The following is a 15,102-nucleotide window of genomic DNA, read 5'->3' on the forward strand; positions in this document are numbered from 1 at the left end:
CTACTGCGAGGTGTTTGAGCCGTAGTTGCCGTCTGATCGCTTTATCGCGATTCCTGGCAAACCCAGGTGTACGACATGTGCGGCGGCTTGCACCCGGTCAGCAATGACGATGGTTGCACCGACTTCTTTGGCGTAGTCCTGCTCAGGCTTCCCCGATCTCATAGACCCAATCCCGGATTGTGGGGCAGTCCCGTGCCTATCCCGACAGAGCCAGCATGATATAGGCTGATCGGGCAACATCACGAATAACATCATGCCAACAGTAACCGGGGTCGAACGCTGCTTCCGGCAGTGTCAGGTGTGTGCCGATTAGATACAGACGACAGACCGTCGCTTGATCTATTATTGCGGCACACTGATCCAGCTTGATGAGCCTGCCGAATGCCGAATGATCCGAAGTGCGAGCTGAGCCACCGCCTTGCGACCAAGGACGATGTCCCGGCCATCATGGAACTCATGCGTCTCGCGATCGCCGAGAACATGAAAGCGTTCCTGAGTGCGGCCGAGATTGAGGCCGCCCAGGAGACCATGGGTGTTGATCGCACGCTCCTTCAGGACCAGACCTATTTCGTCATTGAGACCGAACACGAAGGTCGGACCCTGGTGGTCGGTTGCGGCGGCTGGGGCAAACGCAAGACGTTGTATGGCGGTGACCACACGGTTGGTCGCGATGATTCTTTGAGTGACCCGGCCGTTGATCCCGCACGTATTCGCGCTATGTATACCCACCCGCAATGGACACGGCGCGGCATCGGTACCCTGCTGCTGACCCTCGGTGAAAACGCCGCACGGCAGGCCGGCTTCAAGACGATCGAACTGGGTTCTACTATTCCGGGGGAACCGCTGTACTACGCGCGCGGCTATCGGGAAGTCAGTCGCGTTACTCACATTGCGGCGAACGGCTCGGAAAACGTTGTCATCAAAATGAGCAAGGCGCTCTGACAGGACGCTATAGAGCTAACGTCCTTAACTCTTGCGTATGGCCTGTGACCGCAACTGTCGCGGGCACTGACGATTGCATTCCGCGTGCAAAACGGCCCGCGCTCACCGACAAACGCTTAAGTTGGCTGAATTAAATCGACAACCAAGGCAACAGGTTTCGATTGGTGGAATAGCTCTCTGCGCAACTTGCGTGATTTGCCGGGATAGCCCGGTGCGTTATTCGCTGGCGCTCACCCTGCCTTCGCCGACTAATCGGGCAAGGGAATAAATTCATCGTCACCCGGAACCTTGCCAAACCGTCCCTCTTTCCAGTCTCGCTTCGCCTGCTCCAATCGCTCTCTCGAGCCAGAGACGAAGTTCCACCAGATATGCCGGCGGCCGATTGAACTGCCGCCGATGACCATAACCCGGGAATCGGAATCCGCAGTCAGTTGCACGGCGCGACCGGGACGGGCAACAGCCAGCACACCACCCTCGTATTGCTGTCCGTCGATCCGTACCGAGCCACTCACCACGTACGCGCCAAGTTCACTGTAGTGTTCCGGAAGCTTCAGTGATGTCCCTTTGGGTATCCGGCACTCCATGTACAACGTTGTCGAGTACGTCGTCACCGGCGAGGTTTGCCCATAGGCTTCGCCCATGATGAGTCTGATACGCGCGCCGTCAATCTGGAAATCAGGTAAGTCGGCCGCCGGAGTGTGTTCGAAAGCCGGCTCGATTTCTTCCTTCCCGTCCGGCAAGGCCATCCAGGACTGAATGCCGTGCAGCTTCGCGTGCGTTTGGAGATCGCTGCCAGCACGTTCGGAATGCACAATACCGCGCCCGGCGGTCATGAGGTTGACAGCACCCGCGCGGATCGCCTGCTCATAACCGAGGTCATCGCGGTGCATGATCTCCCCTTCAAACAGGTACGTGATTGTCGCGATGCCAATATGCGGGTGCGGACGGACCTGAATACCCTTGCCCGGTGGAAACTCGGCCGGCCCCATGTGATCGAAAAAGATGAACGGCCCGACCATTCGTCGACCGGGTGACGGCAGAACCCGCCGTACCGTCATTTCGCCCAAGTCTTTTTCCTTGGGCACAATCCGCAACTCAATCGCTCCATCCGCCTCGCTGCATTTCGGGGCGGCGCATTCCACGTAACTCATTGCAACATCCTCTCTGAATTTGCCTTTGCGCTCATTGTCGGACAAGCGACATGTTGGAAAAGCTAGTCTTCATCCAGTCCGGCGAAGCGCTCGGCAAGAAAATCAATCAATGTACGTACAGCCGGCAGCAGGCCGCGCCTGGAGACAAAGGCGGCATGAATCGTTTCCGCTGGCGGTGCCCAGCCCGGCAGTAGTTCAATCAGCGTTCCATCTGCCAGCTCATCGCGGATGGTCAATTTCGGTAACTGCACGATACCGACGCCGGCAATCGCCGCTTGCCGCAACACCGCCAGATCGTCCGTGATCAGGCGCGGTTCAAAGGGAATCGTCGCAACAGCGCCCTCCGCTCCCTGCAATTCCCAGCGAAACTTCTGATGCGGCTGACCATGGCCAAGGCTCGGCATCGTGCCGAGATCGGCGGGTGTTGCCGGTCTATGGCCATTTGCAAAGAGTGTCGGACTCCCGACCAGGCACTGCTGCCGATCGCCAAGACTGCGCACAACGATGTCGCTGTCGGCCAACGGCAGCCGCCGCACCCGGATCGCGACGTCCACGTTTTCGTTAAGCAAATCAACCCGGCGATTGGTGGCCTGCAGGTGCACCTGGACCTGCGGATAGGTATTCATGAACGCCGCCAGCATCCCGCCAACACTGGATTCGAGCAATGCGATCGGACAGCTCAGGTGCACCGTGCCGCAGGGTTCGGCCCGCGTCATTTCAATGGCTTCCTGCGCTGCGTCTGCTTCCACCAGCATTGCCTTGCAGTGCACGTAGTAGGTCTGGCCGATGTCCGTTACTGAAAAGCGCCGGGTGGATCTGTGCACCAGTTGCACACCCAGCCGCTCTTCCAGCCGGGCCAGCCGCCGGCTCAGTTTGGATTTGGGCTCGCCCAGCGCCCGGCTGGCAGGCGCGAATCCGCCGTTGTCGACCACGTGGACGTAGTAATAGAGATCATTAAGGTCTTGCACCGGCTTATCGTTCCAATTTCAGGACGCTGTGACCAAGTTTTGCAGTCTACCGCCCGCATTGTCCCGAATCTACTATTGCCACCTTGGTCTGGCTTCGGCCCACGAACACAGGAGGCAAACATGAAAAAGATCCTAGGCGTTTACAGCGCACCCCGGCAGCACTGGGTCGGCGACGGCTTTCCGGTTCGATCGCTGTTCTCCTACAACAGCCACGGTGAGCACGTCAGTCCGTTCCTGCTGCTGGACTACGCGGGTCCGATGAAATTTGACCCGGCCAGCCAGCCGCGCGGCGTTGGTGAACACCCGCACCGGGGTTTCGAAACCGTCACTATTGTCTACGAAGGCGAAGTGGCGCACCGGGATTCTTCCGGCGCAGGCGGCACGATAAAACCCGGCGATGTCCAGTGGATGACAGCGGCGTCCGGCATCTTGCACGATGAATTCCATTCACCGGCATTCACGCAACAAGGTGGAACCCTGGAGATGGTTCAGTTGTGGGTCAACTTGCCCGCCAAGGACAAAATGTCCCCACCGAAGTATCAGGCGATTCAGGAACGACAAATACCGACCGTTGCACTGGCGAACGGGGCAGGCAAAGTCCGCGTGATCGCCGGCGAATTTGCCGGCAAGAAAGGCCCTGCTGAGACGTTCACTCCGTTGGACGTATGGGATATGCGCCTGAATGCCGGTGGCTCGGTAGACGTCCAGTTTGTCGAAGGACGCACGTTGATGCTGGTCGTGTTGCGCGGCAACGTGACGATCAATGGTGACGAGACAGCACGCGAAGCACAACTGGTCATGCTGGACCGCCACGGCAGCGGGATTACCATCGATGCGGAAACCGACAGTACGTTGCTTGTACTGAGCGGCGAACCCATCGAGGAACCCATCGCCGGTTACGGACCGTTCGTCATGAACACCGAAGCAGAGATCCGCCAGGCGATTAGCGACTTTAATCGTGGCCAGTTCGGACAATTGGGCAGGCCCGCGCCATCGCGGGAAGCGCCTGCGACGGTCTAGCAATAGCAACCTGCGGACAGGGCTTCAGCGCCCTGCCCGCTCTCTTCATTGTTCACAAACAGCATTGCGACAGGCGTGCAGTTGCCGACGCCGGCGCAATCCATTGCCAGCAACCCTTGCTATGCCGGTCCGAAACCACGACGCTGACCACTGACTAACAGCACGAAACCAATCTACGAGGAACGAAACGAATGGCGATTACGATAGTTGGCGTTTCCGGCAGTCTGCGACGCGAGTCACTGAATACACGGCTATTGAAGGCCGCCCGCGAACGCATGCCGGAGAACACCGAACTGATACTGGAATCCATCGCGGACATTCCGCTCTACAATTTTGATGACGAGGCGGAGTCCGGAGTTCCACCGCGTGTGGCTGAACTCAAGGCGGCATTTGCCAGTGCCGACGGGGTATTGATATGCAGTCCGGAATACAACAATGCCATGCCCGGTGTGCTCAAGAATGCCATTGACTGGATGTCACGACCGGCGGCCGACATTCCTGCCGTTTTTGGCGGCCGCCCCCTTGGATTGCTCGGTGCAACGCCGGGAGGTTATGGCACCGTACTGGCACAAAACGCCTGGTTGCCGGTGATGCGCGCACTTGGCGTGTCTTTGTGGAATGGCGGACGCCTGATGGCGCCACGGGCCGGTGGCCTGTTCGACCAACAGGGCCGTTTGACCGATGAAGCGATGGACAGCCGGCTACGGAATTTTCTCAACGGTTTCGTCGATTTCGTGCGCGAGTCTCACTGAAACCTTAAGCACGAGGCGTAGCGATACGCCGCACAATTGTTCAACACGCCGTCGCTATGCCGTGGCAGGCTATGGCAACCACCGGATTACAGCCGCACGCCGTCTTCGCGATCGCGCTGGAACATTTCTTCGAGTTCTTTGGCCGCAGTCTTCGCGAGACTTTGCATCTTCTGTTCGTCGTTGTGCGACTCACGGTGCTCGTGCAAGCGTTGTTCGTCGTGCTCCTTGAACTTGTTGACCGCATCGCGTGCAGCTGCATCGCTTTCGCCCAGACCCTTCAATACTTCCACCGTCAGATCGAGCGCTGACAAAAATGTCTCCCGGCGAATGACCTCAATACCGAGGTCCATCAACTGGTACGCATGTGGCCTGTTGCGTGCGCGAGCGTAAATCTTGAGGTGAGGAAAGTGCCGTCGAACTATGCTGGCTGTGCGTAACGATGCAGCCACATCATCAATCGCCAGAACAAAGATTTTCGCTTTGGCAGCATCGGCTGATTCCAGCAGATCCAGTCGTGACGCATCACCGTAATAGATCTTGTTACCAAAACGCGCAACGAAATCGACTTGTTCCTGGCTGATGTCGAGCGCCGTAAACCCGATGCGCTTGGCACGCAATACGCGTGCGGTCATCTGTCCGAAGCGACCGAATCCCGCGATGATAACCGGGTTGTGCTCATCTTCGATAGTGTCGAATTCACCCGGCACGTCGACGGCAGCCGACAAAGCGCGTTCCAAACGAAGTAACAACGGCGTGGTCACCATTGAGAGTGAAACAACAACGATCAAGAATTCTGCGAGCTCGGTCTCAATGACCTCACCGGCTACGGCCACGCCGAAAATAACGAAAGCGAACTCGCCACCCTGAGACAGTATCAGTGCCAGGCGGCGTGCTGCTGCGTTCTCCAGACCGTGCCACCGCCCCAGCAGGAACAAGGCCGCGAATTTCAGAAATACCAGTCCGGCAACGGCGGCAACGACATTCTGCGGACTCTGGGCGATGAGTTGCAAGTTCAACGACATGCCAACAGAAATGAAGAACAAACCGAGCAGCAAGCCTTTGAACGGTTCAATGTCCGCTTCCAGCTGGTGCCGAAACTCGGAATCAGCTAGCAGCACCCCGGCGAGAAATGCGCCAAGCGCCATCGACAGACCGGCAAGCTCGACGATTTCCGCCGTGCCGAGAACGATCAGCAACGCAGCGGCCGTCAAGGCCTCCCGCACACCGCTTTTCGCGACAATACGAAGCAGATAGCGCAACAGGTAACGGCCGCCGACGACTACCGCCAGCAAAACCACAACGGCACGAATTGCCCCTTCCATCCCGACACTTGCGCCTTCGCCCTGCCCCAGCAAGGGCACGATGGCGAGCAGCGGGACCACGGCCAGGTCCTGGAACAACAACGTCGCAAAGGCTGTGCGGCCGTGGCGTGAGGTTAATTCATTTCGTTCCGCCATGAGCTGCAAGGCGAACGCAGTGGACGACAAGGCAAGCACAAGGCCAACGAGGATCGCGGCGTTAAGACTGAGACCGGCCGCCAGTCCAGCCGCACCAAGGAACACCGCCGTCAGAAGCAGTTGTGCGCCACCAAAGCCAAAGATTGACCGGCGTAGTGTCCACAACCGCGCGGGTCGTAACTCCAGTCCGACAATGAACAACAGCAACACTACCCCAAGTTCCGCCGTATGCATGACGCGATCAACGTCGGCAACAAGCGCCATCCCGGCGGGACCGATGATCACGCCGGCCGCCAGATAGCCGAGAACAGCGCCAAGGCCGAAGCGCTGGAAAAGTGGGACGGCGATGACGGCACCGACCAGAAAGACAATCATTTCAGCAAACATGCCAGGTAGCCCGCTCCAGTGTATTTAGTGACAATATAGGGGACATGAACAGACAGCGCACCAACAATGCAGTGCAACCCATTGTGGCGAAGGTCTGTGACGCAACGATCCGGGGCGGCCGATGACGCACTACATCGCGTTGCTGTACAGCGTTTTCCTCGGCAAGGGCAAACGCGTGATCATGGCGGACCTCCGAGAGATGGCGGAAACCATGGGGTTAAAAGATGTGCGCACGGTACTTGCAACCGGCAACCTGATTTTCAGTACCGATAAACAACACCTTTTGGCTTTGTCGGAGACCCTGGAGCAGAAGTTCGTCGAGCAATTCGATCGGCCAATTTCCATGATTCTGCGAACCGCCGACGATTGGCGGCAACTGCTTGCCGACAACCCATTCCCGACAGAATCCATTGACGATCCCAGTCACGTAACAGTGCGCGTCATGCGCGAACCGGTTACGGCTGCGGCTGTCAGCAAGCTGGAGCAATGGCGGACCGACGCCGAACAAGTCCGGGTGGTCAATGGCAATCTCTGGGTTTATTTCGGTGCCGGTATCGGTCAATCCAAACTGGGTGCGGCATTGTCGCCCGAGCGCATGGGTGGAATAGGCACGGTACGCAACTGGAATACGGTCCTGAAAATCGCGGCCAGTGTTCCGGACTGAGGAGGCTCGTTAACGGGACGGTACTGGACCGCGCACGTCGCTAATCGTCGCGCCCTTTCAGGTTACGCAGTTTGCGCCGCGCTCGTTCACGCCAATTGATGGACAATGGATCGAGCTTGCTCAGGGCACGCAATGCCGATTTGTCGCGTCCGCCGCCGATCAGCAGTTCGAACACTTTCGCCGTTGGCCATTGCGGAAAAGGCTGCTCCAGTAATTCAATCTCGTCACCCGCTGCGACCGAGCCTGGCTCCAATACCCGGTAATACCAGCCACTCCGGGCGCACCGCACAACGGCCTCCACCATTCCCGCATCACCGAAGCGGTGTCCGAGTTTCCAGCACGGCTGGCGCGCCTGACTCACCTCGACAACGGCCGTGCCAAGCCGGAAACGGTCACCAATACAAACCGAGGTTTCGTCCATGCCAATGCTGGATATGTTCTCACCGAACGCACCGGCATCGCGGAACTCCGCACGTAGGTGCGGCTGTTCTTGCTGCCAGAGCGGGTAGTGTTCTGATGCGTACTGCAGGATCGCCTTGTCGGGTCCGCCGTGGTAGCGCGGATCGGCCTGTTCATCGCCAACAATACCCAGGGAGTCAATTTCCTGCGTCTCGGCCGTAGCGACTTTGCGGTAGGCACTGGGCTCGCCTTTCGGACCGAACGGTGCTGTCTTGCCCGTTAGTACAGCGACTGTTTCTGCTTGCATCATCCAAGTTCCTGCAATGTTGCCCGTGCCCCGAAGTATCCGCTCTCACCGGACAAATCACTACCGTCAAAACCGTGCTGGTTGACACTAAACAAAATCGAACTGATCAGCCGTCCAGACTGACGGCCGTTCCCGAAACGACTATGCCGCCTTTTTCCGGGATGCTTACCGTAATTTCACTCGGCCGTCCCATGTCGACTCCCTGGTGTATGTGCAGAGTGCCGGGTGCCGTCAAATACCCGGCATTGCGCAGGTACCCGCCCAACGCCGCAGCTGCTGCACCGGTGGCGGGATCCTCTACCACCCCACCGACGGGGAACGGGTTGCGCGCATGAAAGACGCTTGACGATTCCTGCCAGATCAGCTGTAACGTCGTCAGTTCGTGTTCGAGCATCAGCGTTTTCAGTTCATCAAAGGCGTAGTCAAGTGTTTGCAAACGAGAACGCTCTTTCACCGCGATAATCAGGTGCCAGGCCCCTGCGTACGCTTTCGCCGGAGGAAGACTGGGATCGAGTTCGCTCCGGCTCCAGTTCAGCGCTGCCAGTGCAGCGTCCAGCAAAGTAGCAGACGGTTGCTCGTGACGTGGTTCGACGGAAGTCAGTGAAGCAACGAAACGCTCACCTTCCTGGCGTACGTTGACGAGCACTTCACCAACCTGTGTCTGCAAACGATAGTCGCCGATGCCGTCCTGCATGCCCAGCAAGACGCCGCTGGCAATCGTTGCGTGCCCACAAAAGCTGACCTCCGCTTCAGGACTGAAATAGCGCACATCACGAACCTCGCCGTTCCGGGGTGCCATAAACGCGGTTTCGGAGAACCCCACCTCGGCCGCAATGCGCTGCATTTCGCGGACCGGCGGCAAAACATCGCCGACCCATACGCCGGCCGGATTACCTCCATCTGCCCTGTCACTGAAGGCAGTATAGCGATACAACTTTGACTCGCTCATCAGTACTCTCCAACGTGATACCGCCTGGCGGCAAACACACTAGCTGTTATTGAATACAGCAAACGTCGACCCTGCTGTAGCAACCATTTCAAGCCCTGCATCCCGGGGCTTTTCCGACCGCAGTCAGACGATATGGTGGCGATACAGGCCCACGTCAAGTCCCCTCAGTTCCCGCTGTATTAGCAGGGCCGAACGTCCCACCTTGCCTGCCGGCTGCCACCCTTGAAATCCGTTCGTGCGCACACATTGATAGCCGCAAGCCCGGCACGCTAACACGCCAGGCATTCTTATTGAGGAGACCAGAACCATGTCATTAATACGATACGAGCCGTGGAGAGGCGTGAGTCAGTTGCAGGACGAGATCAATCGTCTCTTCGACAGCAGGGCTAATGCGGACAGCAGCAGTGCGACAGCCGATTGGGTACCCAGCGTCGACATCAATGAATTTGAAGACAGCTTTCAACTTCAGGTCGACTTGCCGGGAGTTGATCCGAAAGAAGTAGAGGTCACTCTGGACGGCGGAGTACTTACCATCGCGGGCGAACGAAAGTTCAGCGACAGCGAAACTGCAACTCCGACGCGCCGTCGTGCCGAGCGCGCTTATGGGCGCTTTTACAGGCGATTTATCCTGCCTGATACCGTCGATGGTGACAAAGTAGAAGCGAGCAACCGGCATGGCGTGATTGAGATATCCATCCCGAAACAGGCCAAGGCATTGCCGCGACGTATCAGTGTCGCCGCGTAAGTCAACGCAAGCACTGACGTTCAGGGCCGTTACGACGTAAGACCATTGGGGGGCGAGTATGCCCCCCAATTTCATTGACGCGTTGCCCCCGGCTAATGACCCTTTACGCTAGCCAACCGAACACTCCACCCGTCAGTAACGCATAGATCAACGCGTCGAGAAAGTTACGCGCCGTGACCGACCATGGACGTTGAAACCAGGTGCTTTCCTGCACATAGGCAAAGCTGTAGCTAATGAACGCGATCGTTCCAGCGACCCGGAATACCTGCAAATAATCGTCCAGTGCAGTGCCGGTACGAGTCAGTATGTAAGCACACACGACACCAACCAGCAGATAGAAAACAAAAGACAGTAATAACTTGCCGCCCATTTTCGGCAAGCCGTTCGGTGCGACCGTGATCCAGGCTATTGGCCCTTCCTCGTACTTCTTGCGCACCTCCGGGTCATCAAGCTGTTTCGGGTCCGTGCAGTACGGCAGCATGTACATGCCACTCGCAAGCCCCTTCAACGCCGCGCGAGCCCCCGACTCGTTCGGCACTGCGGACCAGTCTTTCTTGTGCCAGGGCATCACCATCCAGACGATCGCGCTGACAATCCAGACCAGCACAGCCGACGCAATGATCGGCATCCACAACGACATAATTCCCATAGCCCTTCCCCCTGTTGAGTAGGTCGAAAAACGAACAGGACATTGCTCACTTCTAACCCTGCAGTGAACCGGTTTGCTAACCAGCGACTATGTTGTTTGACCATTTTGCCAATGAGTAACCGCGGCTGGCCACGTCAGGCGCCTGAATTCTCGCCGTGCGGATAGCTCGTCAGTTTGATTGTATACCTAACGACCAACGCCGGGCGGTCATCCAGTTTGTATAGCTTGACGCTCGGCCACGCATAACCACTGCGTTTCGGCAGGGTGAACAGTCGACAACGAACGATGTCAGCCGGAAGTCGTACAGGCCGTGATGTTTGACTGCAGGCAACACCCTGCTTGCCGCAACAACGCCGACACCGGCGTTTTGCAGTGCGTACATCGGCTATGGACCGCTTGTCGGCAAGACTTGTTACGGCTGGTAAGGATCCGCATACCGCGCATCAGTCAACACTGACTGATCCGTAAGCGCTGCCAAGAATGCAAGCAAGTCATCGCGCTCACTGCTACTCATTTCGAAACCGGTAACAAACTCCGAGCGATACGGGTTGTGCCGCCCGTCCCCGGCCTGTGGTCCGCTTTCGATCAATCGACCGCCACGTGCATAGTGATCAAGCACATCCGCTAAAGAAGCCAAACTGCCGTCGTGCATGTAAGGTGCTGTCACTGCGATATTGCGCAAGGTTGGCGCTTTGAATCGACCCATATCCCGCCGTTGCCCGGTCAGCTCGTAGAGCCCGGTATTGTCCGGCGGATAATTGCCATTGCCGCCGATGTTGTACAGCCCGTTGTTGTGGAAACCGACGTTGCTGACGCTCGCAGCACTGTGTGTACTTGAGTCCGTAAAATTAAAGCCACCGTGGCAATGGAAACACTCGAAGCGTTCGGAAAAAAACAATTCCATGCCGCGCACGGCGCTGTCACTCAACGCGTCGCTTTGACCTTGCAAGTAACGGTCATAGTCACTGTTGAACGAAACGATACTGCGCGCAAATGCAGAGATGGCACGAACGAGATTCAACAGGGAATAGGGATCGGCATCATTAGGAAAGGCACGCGGCAACAGTTTACGGTAACGATCATCCTTGCGTAGCAGATCGATAACCGCTTGCTCCCGACCCACCATGCCCATCTCCACCGGAGTCTCACCGAACAATGGCGTCAGTGCCTGAATTTCCAGTCGATCGAGCAAGTGATTGGCCCAGTTCAGTCGGCCGGTGAATGCGGCGTTCACAAGGCTCATCGAACCACGCGGATGAATCTCGCCCGTGGCACCAACCGCACGTGCACGCCCATCGGTAAAGGCAAGCTCCTGTCTGTGGCAAGTCGCGCACGACATTTCACCGCTAACAGACAGCCGCGTGTCGTAGAACAACCAGCGGCCCAGTTCGACTTTGGCAGTGGACATCGGATTGTCATCCGGCACGATCGGCAGCGGGTGGCCGCACGGCAAATCCCACTCATAGTCGTCACTACCCGACCTAGTGACCATGCTTGCGATAATGACAAGCACGACGAGAGCGGCGCCTGGCAGCCACTTGCTCACTGCCTGAAGTCTACCGTCTTGAACGCCTTGGCTGGCCCGGCGCTTGAACCATCGGCAAGGTCCAGTCCCAGCGCCATGGCGATACCGTCACACAGCTCTTCGTCCGGTCCCATCTGGCAACTGTCTATCAGACCATCGCGCAGCGATGAGGCAGCAAACAGCCGTTGCAAATCGAGCGCGACGGCGTGCCGTTGTGCGTCGAAGCCCGGCAAACGCACTGTTGGCCGATTTGCGCGCTCACAACCACTCAGGTTACCGATGGTTCCCTGGCAACCGGCGCTGCCAAGGTGCAGCCATGCACCATCGTCGCCTTGTCTGACGCCTGCACGCATAAACTTGTAGCCGGAACGCCAGTGCCAGTGCATCGCGGTTTGCGACAATGGAGCCTCAGCATAAAGCGGGTCCGCGTGATTCAGCACGTCAGGGACACCCACGCGAAAGCTCAGGCCGTCATACGTGCCTGCCGGTACCGTGCCTTGCAACCGTATGTTCGTTTCCAGGCTGCCGTTGATACAGCCATGACCGGCATTCTCAAGATCGATCAGGGCAACACTGTCGGTTTGCCAGCCGGGCTCCGGCGTCAGCGTCAATCGGGCCTCTCCGCCATCTGCCGTTTGCAAGCGCACGTCATGCACGAAGAAGCGCAAGTCCGACAAGCCAATACCGCTGTTGTTTTCGAGGCACGAGACTTCACTGTCGGCATAATAGGCGGCGAAACGTATTTCCACCGGCAGCCGTTGTTCCCCGCAGGCCGCGAGCAGCAACAGTGAACAGGAAAAAATGGTGGTGAGCAGGCGGCGCATACTGCCAAAGATGATAGCAGGCGCTCTGTAGGCTGTGCGGACGGCCTGCACGAAAAAACTATGGGCTCAGGACACCGATTTGATGATTTGCTCCGGCGCTTCCTCGTCGTCTTCGTCGATGTTGTAGTCGAGTACCCCGGTACTCATCAGATCGGTCGACGCGCGTGCGACCGACAATTCCGTCTCCATGTCGCGTAAGCGACAGGTTGATCGCAAGTTCTCTTCTGCCCTGTCGCTCAATTCATTGCGCAGTTCGTCCGTCTTTCTGACAGACGCTTTCAGATCGACCCGCAGCTTGTTGATCTCCGCCAACTGTTCTTTGATGGTTGCCGAGTGCTCTTTCATTCTGGCTTCACTGGCGCTCAGTTCTTTCTTCTTCGTTTCCAGTTCTTCCAGCAGCTTCTCCCGGCTCACGCCGGTTACCCGCAGCTCGGCTTCTATCGAACGGATACGATCGTCCCGGGGATCGCGTTTGGCGGACGACCAGCGACGACCCAGAAACGAGCCGATTTTTGCCGCAAGCCAGCCTGCGGCAAAAGCACCGCCGGTCAGATAGAGCAAATTCTGCGCAAGATCGTCGATCACATTGGTCTCTTGGAACCACTGGCATCGACAAAGATTATGCACTTTCTTGGGACTGAAAAGGACAGAGTTCTCAATCCGGCAACTCCAGTTAATGCCCCATCCACTGAAGCACTCGCCAGAATCCGGAAAACACTATATTTTTCAGGTATTAAAGGAGGTTCCGCCAATTCACGACGAGAATGCCATCCGGGCCTTGTCGGGAAAATCGGTGAACACCCCGTCGACGCCAAGGTGCCCGGTAAACCAACGGATCATGGTCGAAAAATCGCCAAAACAGGGTTCGACGGCATCAGCCCGGAAGGTATAAGGGTGCACTTTCAAGCCGGCAGAATGAGCCCGCTCGAGCAAGCCACTCGACAAAGGCTCGCCGTCGATCGCAGGCACCGTGTACAACTGCCGCAACCACGGCCCGATACCGTCCGCGTACTCTGCCACGCTGGCCAGGCCGGCGGTCGTCATCAATTGTGCGTAGTCAGTCGTTGACTCGCCCCACTCATCGTCCGCAACCAGTTGGATCAGCGGCAGCCGACAACCGAGGTCTTCGCGGATACGGCGTAGCTCGGCCGCATCGAAACACTGCACATAGACCCGATCGGCCGCCCCCGTGTACCCGTATTGCCCCAACAGCTTGAGCAGCAAAGCCGCGCAATCGACCCCTTCCTTGTGGTGCCAGGCAGGGTTCTTTACTTCCGGGTAAATGCCGACCTGCCGACCGGTAGAGTGATTGAGGCCAGAGATCATCTGCAATTCGTCTTCGAGAGTCGCTATGCGGAAATGGCCACTGTGTGCCGGGAACCGCTGCGGGAACACCGCGACCTGGCCTGCGCCGTCAGAAAAACGTTCCCACACCGACAAGGTGCGCAATTCGGCAAGGTCGAAGTCACGCACGTAGTAGCGACCATCGCTGCGTGCCCGTCCCGGAAAAAGCTCTGCAACATTGCTGACGCGATCGATGTGAATATCGTGCAGGACGATCAGTTCATCATCACGACTGACCACCACATCCTGTTCCAGGAAGTCCGCCCCCATACCGTACGCCAGCGCCTTGGCGGGCAAGGTATGTTCCGGCAAATAACCGCAAGCACCGCGGTGAGCAATGATCAAGGGCGCCGGACGTTGCCTGTCTGTCATAGGATTCCTGCCGGGAGCGGCTACAAGCGTTCGCTTACCGTCCGTACTTTCCTAACAATAATTATAGATACTTCTGATATCGTTATGTTTTTTATGGAAAATCTATAACATCCCATCGGGTCGTATCTTCCAGACGCGCCTGGCGTTTGATCGCATCCGCGATATCGCGTTCATTCCACTCCAGGTGCTCGTGAACCCTTGCCAGCAGAGCCTCGTCCGTGTTCGCCACACCGCCAAACGGCCGTATTGCGAGGATCGGCTTTTCATTGGCTTCGGCAACGTCGAGCTGAAAACGGATCAGGTCCGCGTTCATCGAATAGTGGTTGGCCAGTATCACGACCGCCTCCGCTTCCTTGATCTGCGCAATGAGCTCATCCCGGATGGCCTCCTGCCCACCGCCCGCGGGCATGTTTTCCGGCTTGCTGCAATTTAGGTAGTAGAAGCGATCTACGCTTTCCAGGAACTCAAATACCCGCAAATAGTCGGGATCCTCATGAAACAGATGCGACACGAATATTCGAATTGGATTGCTTTCTGACACTGTGAACTCCCTGCTGTTACCCGCTGCTGCAAGTGTAGCTAATCCAGACTTGGCAATGCCACAAGCGGCCAGATCCGTGACTGTCGAACCGGCCAATTTCCTTGCC

17 protein-coding genes are annotated in these 15,102 nt (G+C 57.5%); 5 read left to right on the forward strand and 12 right to left on the reverse strand.

The genetic code is table 11. The features are described 5' to 3' along the window. Entirely contained in the window at positions 1-162 is a 162-nt protein-coding gene (locus BA177_RS18600; protein WP_156762769.1) for a hypothetical protein, read from the reverse strand. A 219-nt stretch (positions 163-381) separates the two neighbouring features. Here BA177_RS18600 and BA177_RS09365 point away from each other — a divergent pair, with 219 nt between their 5' ends. Then, positions 382-942, forward strand: a complete 561-nt coding sequence (locus BA177_RS09365) for a GNAT family N-acetyltransferase (RefSeq protein WP_068615664.1) — start codon at positions 382-384, stop codon at positions 940-942. 248 nt (positions 943-1,190) lie between these two features. Here BA177_RS09365 and BA177_RS09370 read toward each other — a convergent pair whose 3' ends face one another. Continuing rightward, on the reverse strand, positions 1,191-2,093 hold the full coding sequence (locus tag BA177_RS09370) for a pirin family protein (RefSeq protein ID WP_068619163.1): 903 nt from the start codon (positions 2,091-2,093) through the stop codon (positions 1,191-1,193). A 62-nt stretch (positions 2,094-2,155) separates the two neighbouring features. Further along, the gene (locus BA177_RS09375) at positions 2,156-3,061 is read right to left on the reverse strand and encodes a LysR family transcriptional regulator (protein WP_068615666.1); all 906 of its coding nucleotides are present in this window, start codon (positions 3,059-3,061) and stop codon (positions 2,156-2,158) included. A 120-nt stretch (positions 3,062-3,181) separates the two neighbouring features. Between BA177_RS09375 and BA177_RS09380 the strand changes: the two genes are divergently transcribed. Both BA177_RS09380 and BA177_RS09385 read left to right on the forward strand, forming a co-directional pair. Continuing rightward, on the forward strand, positions 3,182-4,081 hold the full coding sequence (locus BA177_RS09380) for a pirin family protein (protein WP_068615667.1): 900 nt from the start codon (positions 3,182-3,184) through the stop codon (positions 4,079-4,081). Positions 4,082-4,272: 191 nt separating this feature from the next. Beyond that, entirely contained in the window at positions 4,273-4,833 is a 561-nt protein-coding gene (locus BA177_RS09385; protein WP_068615669.1) for an NADPH-dependent FMN reductase, read from the forward strand. A gap of 86 nt (positions 4,834-4,919) precedes the next feature. Here BA177_RS09385 and BA177_RS09390 read toward each other — a convergent pair whose 3' ends face one another. Further along, positions 4,920-6,677 (reverse strand): monovalent cation:proton antiporter-2 (CPA2) family protein, encoded by a 1,758-nt coding sequence (locus BA177_RS09390; RefSeq protein ID WP_068615671.1) that lies wholly within the window; start codon positions 6,675-6,677, stop codon positions 4,920-4,922. A gap of 121 nt (positions 6,678-6,798) precedes the next feature. On the opposite strand from BA177_RS09390, the gene BA177_RS09395 reads away from it, so the two are divergent. Further along, entirely contained in the window at positions 6,799-7,341 is a 543-nt protein-coding gene (locus BA177_RS09395) for a DUF1697 domain-containing protein (RefSeq protein WP_068615673.1), read from the forward strand. A gap of 40 nt (positions 7,342-7,381) precedes the next feature. Here BA177_RS09395 and BA177_RS09400 read toward each other — a convergent pair whose 3' ends face one another. Together BA177_RS09400 and BA177_RS09405 are read right to left on the reverse strand one after the other, a co-directional pair. Beyond that, the gene (locus BA177_RS09400; protein WP_197492970.1) at positions 7,382-8,050 is read right to left on the reverse strand and encodes an MOSC domain-containing protein; all 669 of its coding nucleotides are present in this window, start codon (positions 8,048-8,050) and stop codon (positions 7,382-7,384) included. 103 nt (positions 8,051-8,153) lie between these two features. Next, positions 8,154-8,996, reverse strand: a complete 843-nt coding sequence (locus BA177_RS09405; protein WP_068615676.1) for a PhzF family phenazine biosynthesis protein — start codon at positions 8,994-8,996, stop codon at positions 8,154-8,156. 307 nt (positions 8,997-9,303) lie between these two features. On the opposite strand from BA177_RS09405, the gene BA177_RS09410 reads away from it, so the two are divergent. After that, entirely contained in the window at positions 9,304-9,741 is a 438-nt protein-coding gene (locus BA177_RS09410; protein ID WP_068615678.1) for an Hsp20/alpha crystallin family protein, read from the forward strand. Between the two features lie 103 nt (positions 9,742-9,844). Here the strand turns inward: BA177_RS09410 and BA177_RS09415 are convergent, their stop codons facing one another. The 6 genes from BA177_RS09415 to BA177_RS09440 form a co-directional block, all read right to left on the reverse strand. Continuing rightward, positions 9,845-10,390, reverse strand: a complete 546-nt coding sequence (locus tag BA177_RS09415) for a hypothetical protein (RefSeq protein WP_068615681.1) — start codon at positions 10,388-10,390, stop codon at positions 9,845-9,847. A gap of 412 nt (positions 10,391-10,802) precedes the next feature. Further along, positions 10,803-11,936: a methanobactin export MATE transporter MbnM gene (locus BA177_RS09420; protein ID WP_068615682.1), complete on the reverse strand. Its 1,134-nt coding sequence runs from the start codon at positions 11,934-11,936 to the stop codon at positions 10,803-10,805. After that, the gene (locus BA177_RS09425; RefSeq protein WP_156762770.1) at positions 11,933-12,739 is read right to left on the reverse strand and encodes an MbnP family copper-binding protein; all 807 of its coding nucleotides are present in this window, start codon (positions 12,737-12,739) and stop codon (positions 11,933-11,935) included. Before BA177_RS09425 ends, BA177_RS09420 begins: the two co-directional genes overlap by 4 nt. 66 nt (positions 12,740-12,805) lie before the next feature. After that, entirely contained in the window at positions 12,806-13,324 is a 519-nt protein-coding gene (locus BA177_RS09430; RefSeq protein WP_068615685.1) for a hypothetical protein, read from the reverse strand. A 168-nt stretch (positions 13,325-13,492) separates the two neighbouring features. Then, positions 13,493-14,455 carry a glycerophosphodiester phosphodiesterase gene (gene glpQ / locus BA177_RS09435; RefSeq protein ID WP_082990012.1) on the reverse strand — a complete coding sequence of 321 codons (963 nt, stop codon included), beginning with the start codon at positions 14,453-14,455 and terminating at the stop codon, positions 13,493-13,495. A 91-nt stretch (positions 14,456-14,546) separates the two neighbouring features. Next, positions 14,547-14,996, reverse strand: coding sequence for a TIR domain-containing protein (locus tag BA177_RS09440; RefSeq protein ID WP_068615687.1), 450 nt, complete (start codon positions 14,994-14,996; stop codon positions 14,547-14,549). Between the last annotated feature and the right edge of the window lie 106 nt (positions 14,997-15,102).

The organism is Woeseia oceani, assembly GCF_001677435.1.
GTDB classification, from domain to species: domain Bacteria; phylum Pseudomonadota; class Gammaproteobacteria; order Steroidobacterales; family Woeseiaceae; genus Woeseia; species Woeseia oceani.

Bases quoted from the DNA above. Each gene is read 5' to 3' on its own strand.
- BA177_RS09380 (WP_068615667.1), top strand. From the start codon at position 3,182: ATGAAAAAGATCCTAGGCGTTTACAGCGCACCCCGGCAGCACTGGGTC.
- BA177_RS18600 (WP_156762769.1), bottom strand. From the start codon at position 162: ATGAGATCGGGGAAGCCTGAGCAGGACTACGCCAAAGAAGTCGGTGCA.
- glpQ (WP_082990012.1), bottom strand. From the start codon at position 14,455: ATGACAGACAGGCAACGTCCGGCGCCCTTGATCATTGCTCACCGCGGT.
- BA177_RS09415 (WP_068615681.1), bottom strand. From the start codon at position 10,390: ATGGGAATTATGTCGTTGTGGATGCCGATCATTGCGTCGGCTGTGCTG.
- BA177_RS09395 (WP_068615673.1), top strand. From the start codon at position 6,799: ATGACGCACTACATCGCGTTGCTGTACAGCGTTTTCCTCGGCAAGGGC.
- BA177_RS09405 (WP_068615676.1), bottom strand. From the start codon at position 8,996: ATGAGCGAGTCAAAGTTGTATCGCTATACTGCCTTCAGTGACAGGGCA.
- BA177_RS09425 (WP_156762770.1), bottom strand. From the start codon at position 12,739: ATGCGCCGCCTGCTCACCACCATTTTTTCCTGTTCACTGTTGCTGCTC.
- BA177_RS09365 (WP_068615664.1), top strand. From the start codon at position 382: ATGCCGAATGATCCGAAGTGCGAGCTGAGCCACCGCCTTGCGACCAAG.
- BA177_RS09370 (WP_068619163.1), bottom strand. From the start codon at position 2,093: ATGAGTTACGTGGAATGCGCCGCCCCGAAATGCAGCGAGGCGGATGGA.
- BA177_RS09410 (WP_068615678.1), top strand. From the start codon at position 9,304: ATGTCATTAATACGATACGAGCCGTGGAGAGGCGTGAGTCAGTTGCAG.
- BA177_RS09390 (WP_068615671.1), bottom strand. From the start codon at position 6,677: ATGTTTGCTGAAATGATTGTCTTTCTGGTCGGTGCCGTCATCGCCGTC.
- BA177_RS09400 (WP_197492970.1), bottom strand. From the start codon at position 8,050: ATGATGCAAGCAGAAACAGTCGCTGTACTAACGGGCAAGACAGCACCG.
- BA177_RS09385 (WP_068615669.1), top strand. From the start codon at position 4,273: ATGGCGATTACGATAGTTGGCGTTTCCGGCAGTCTGCGACGCGAGTCA.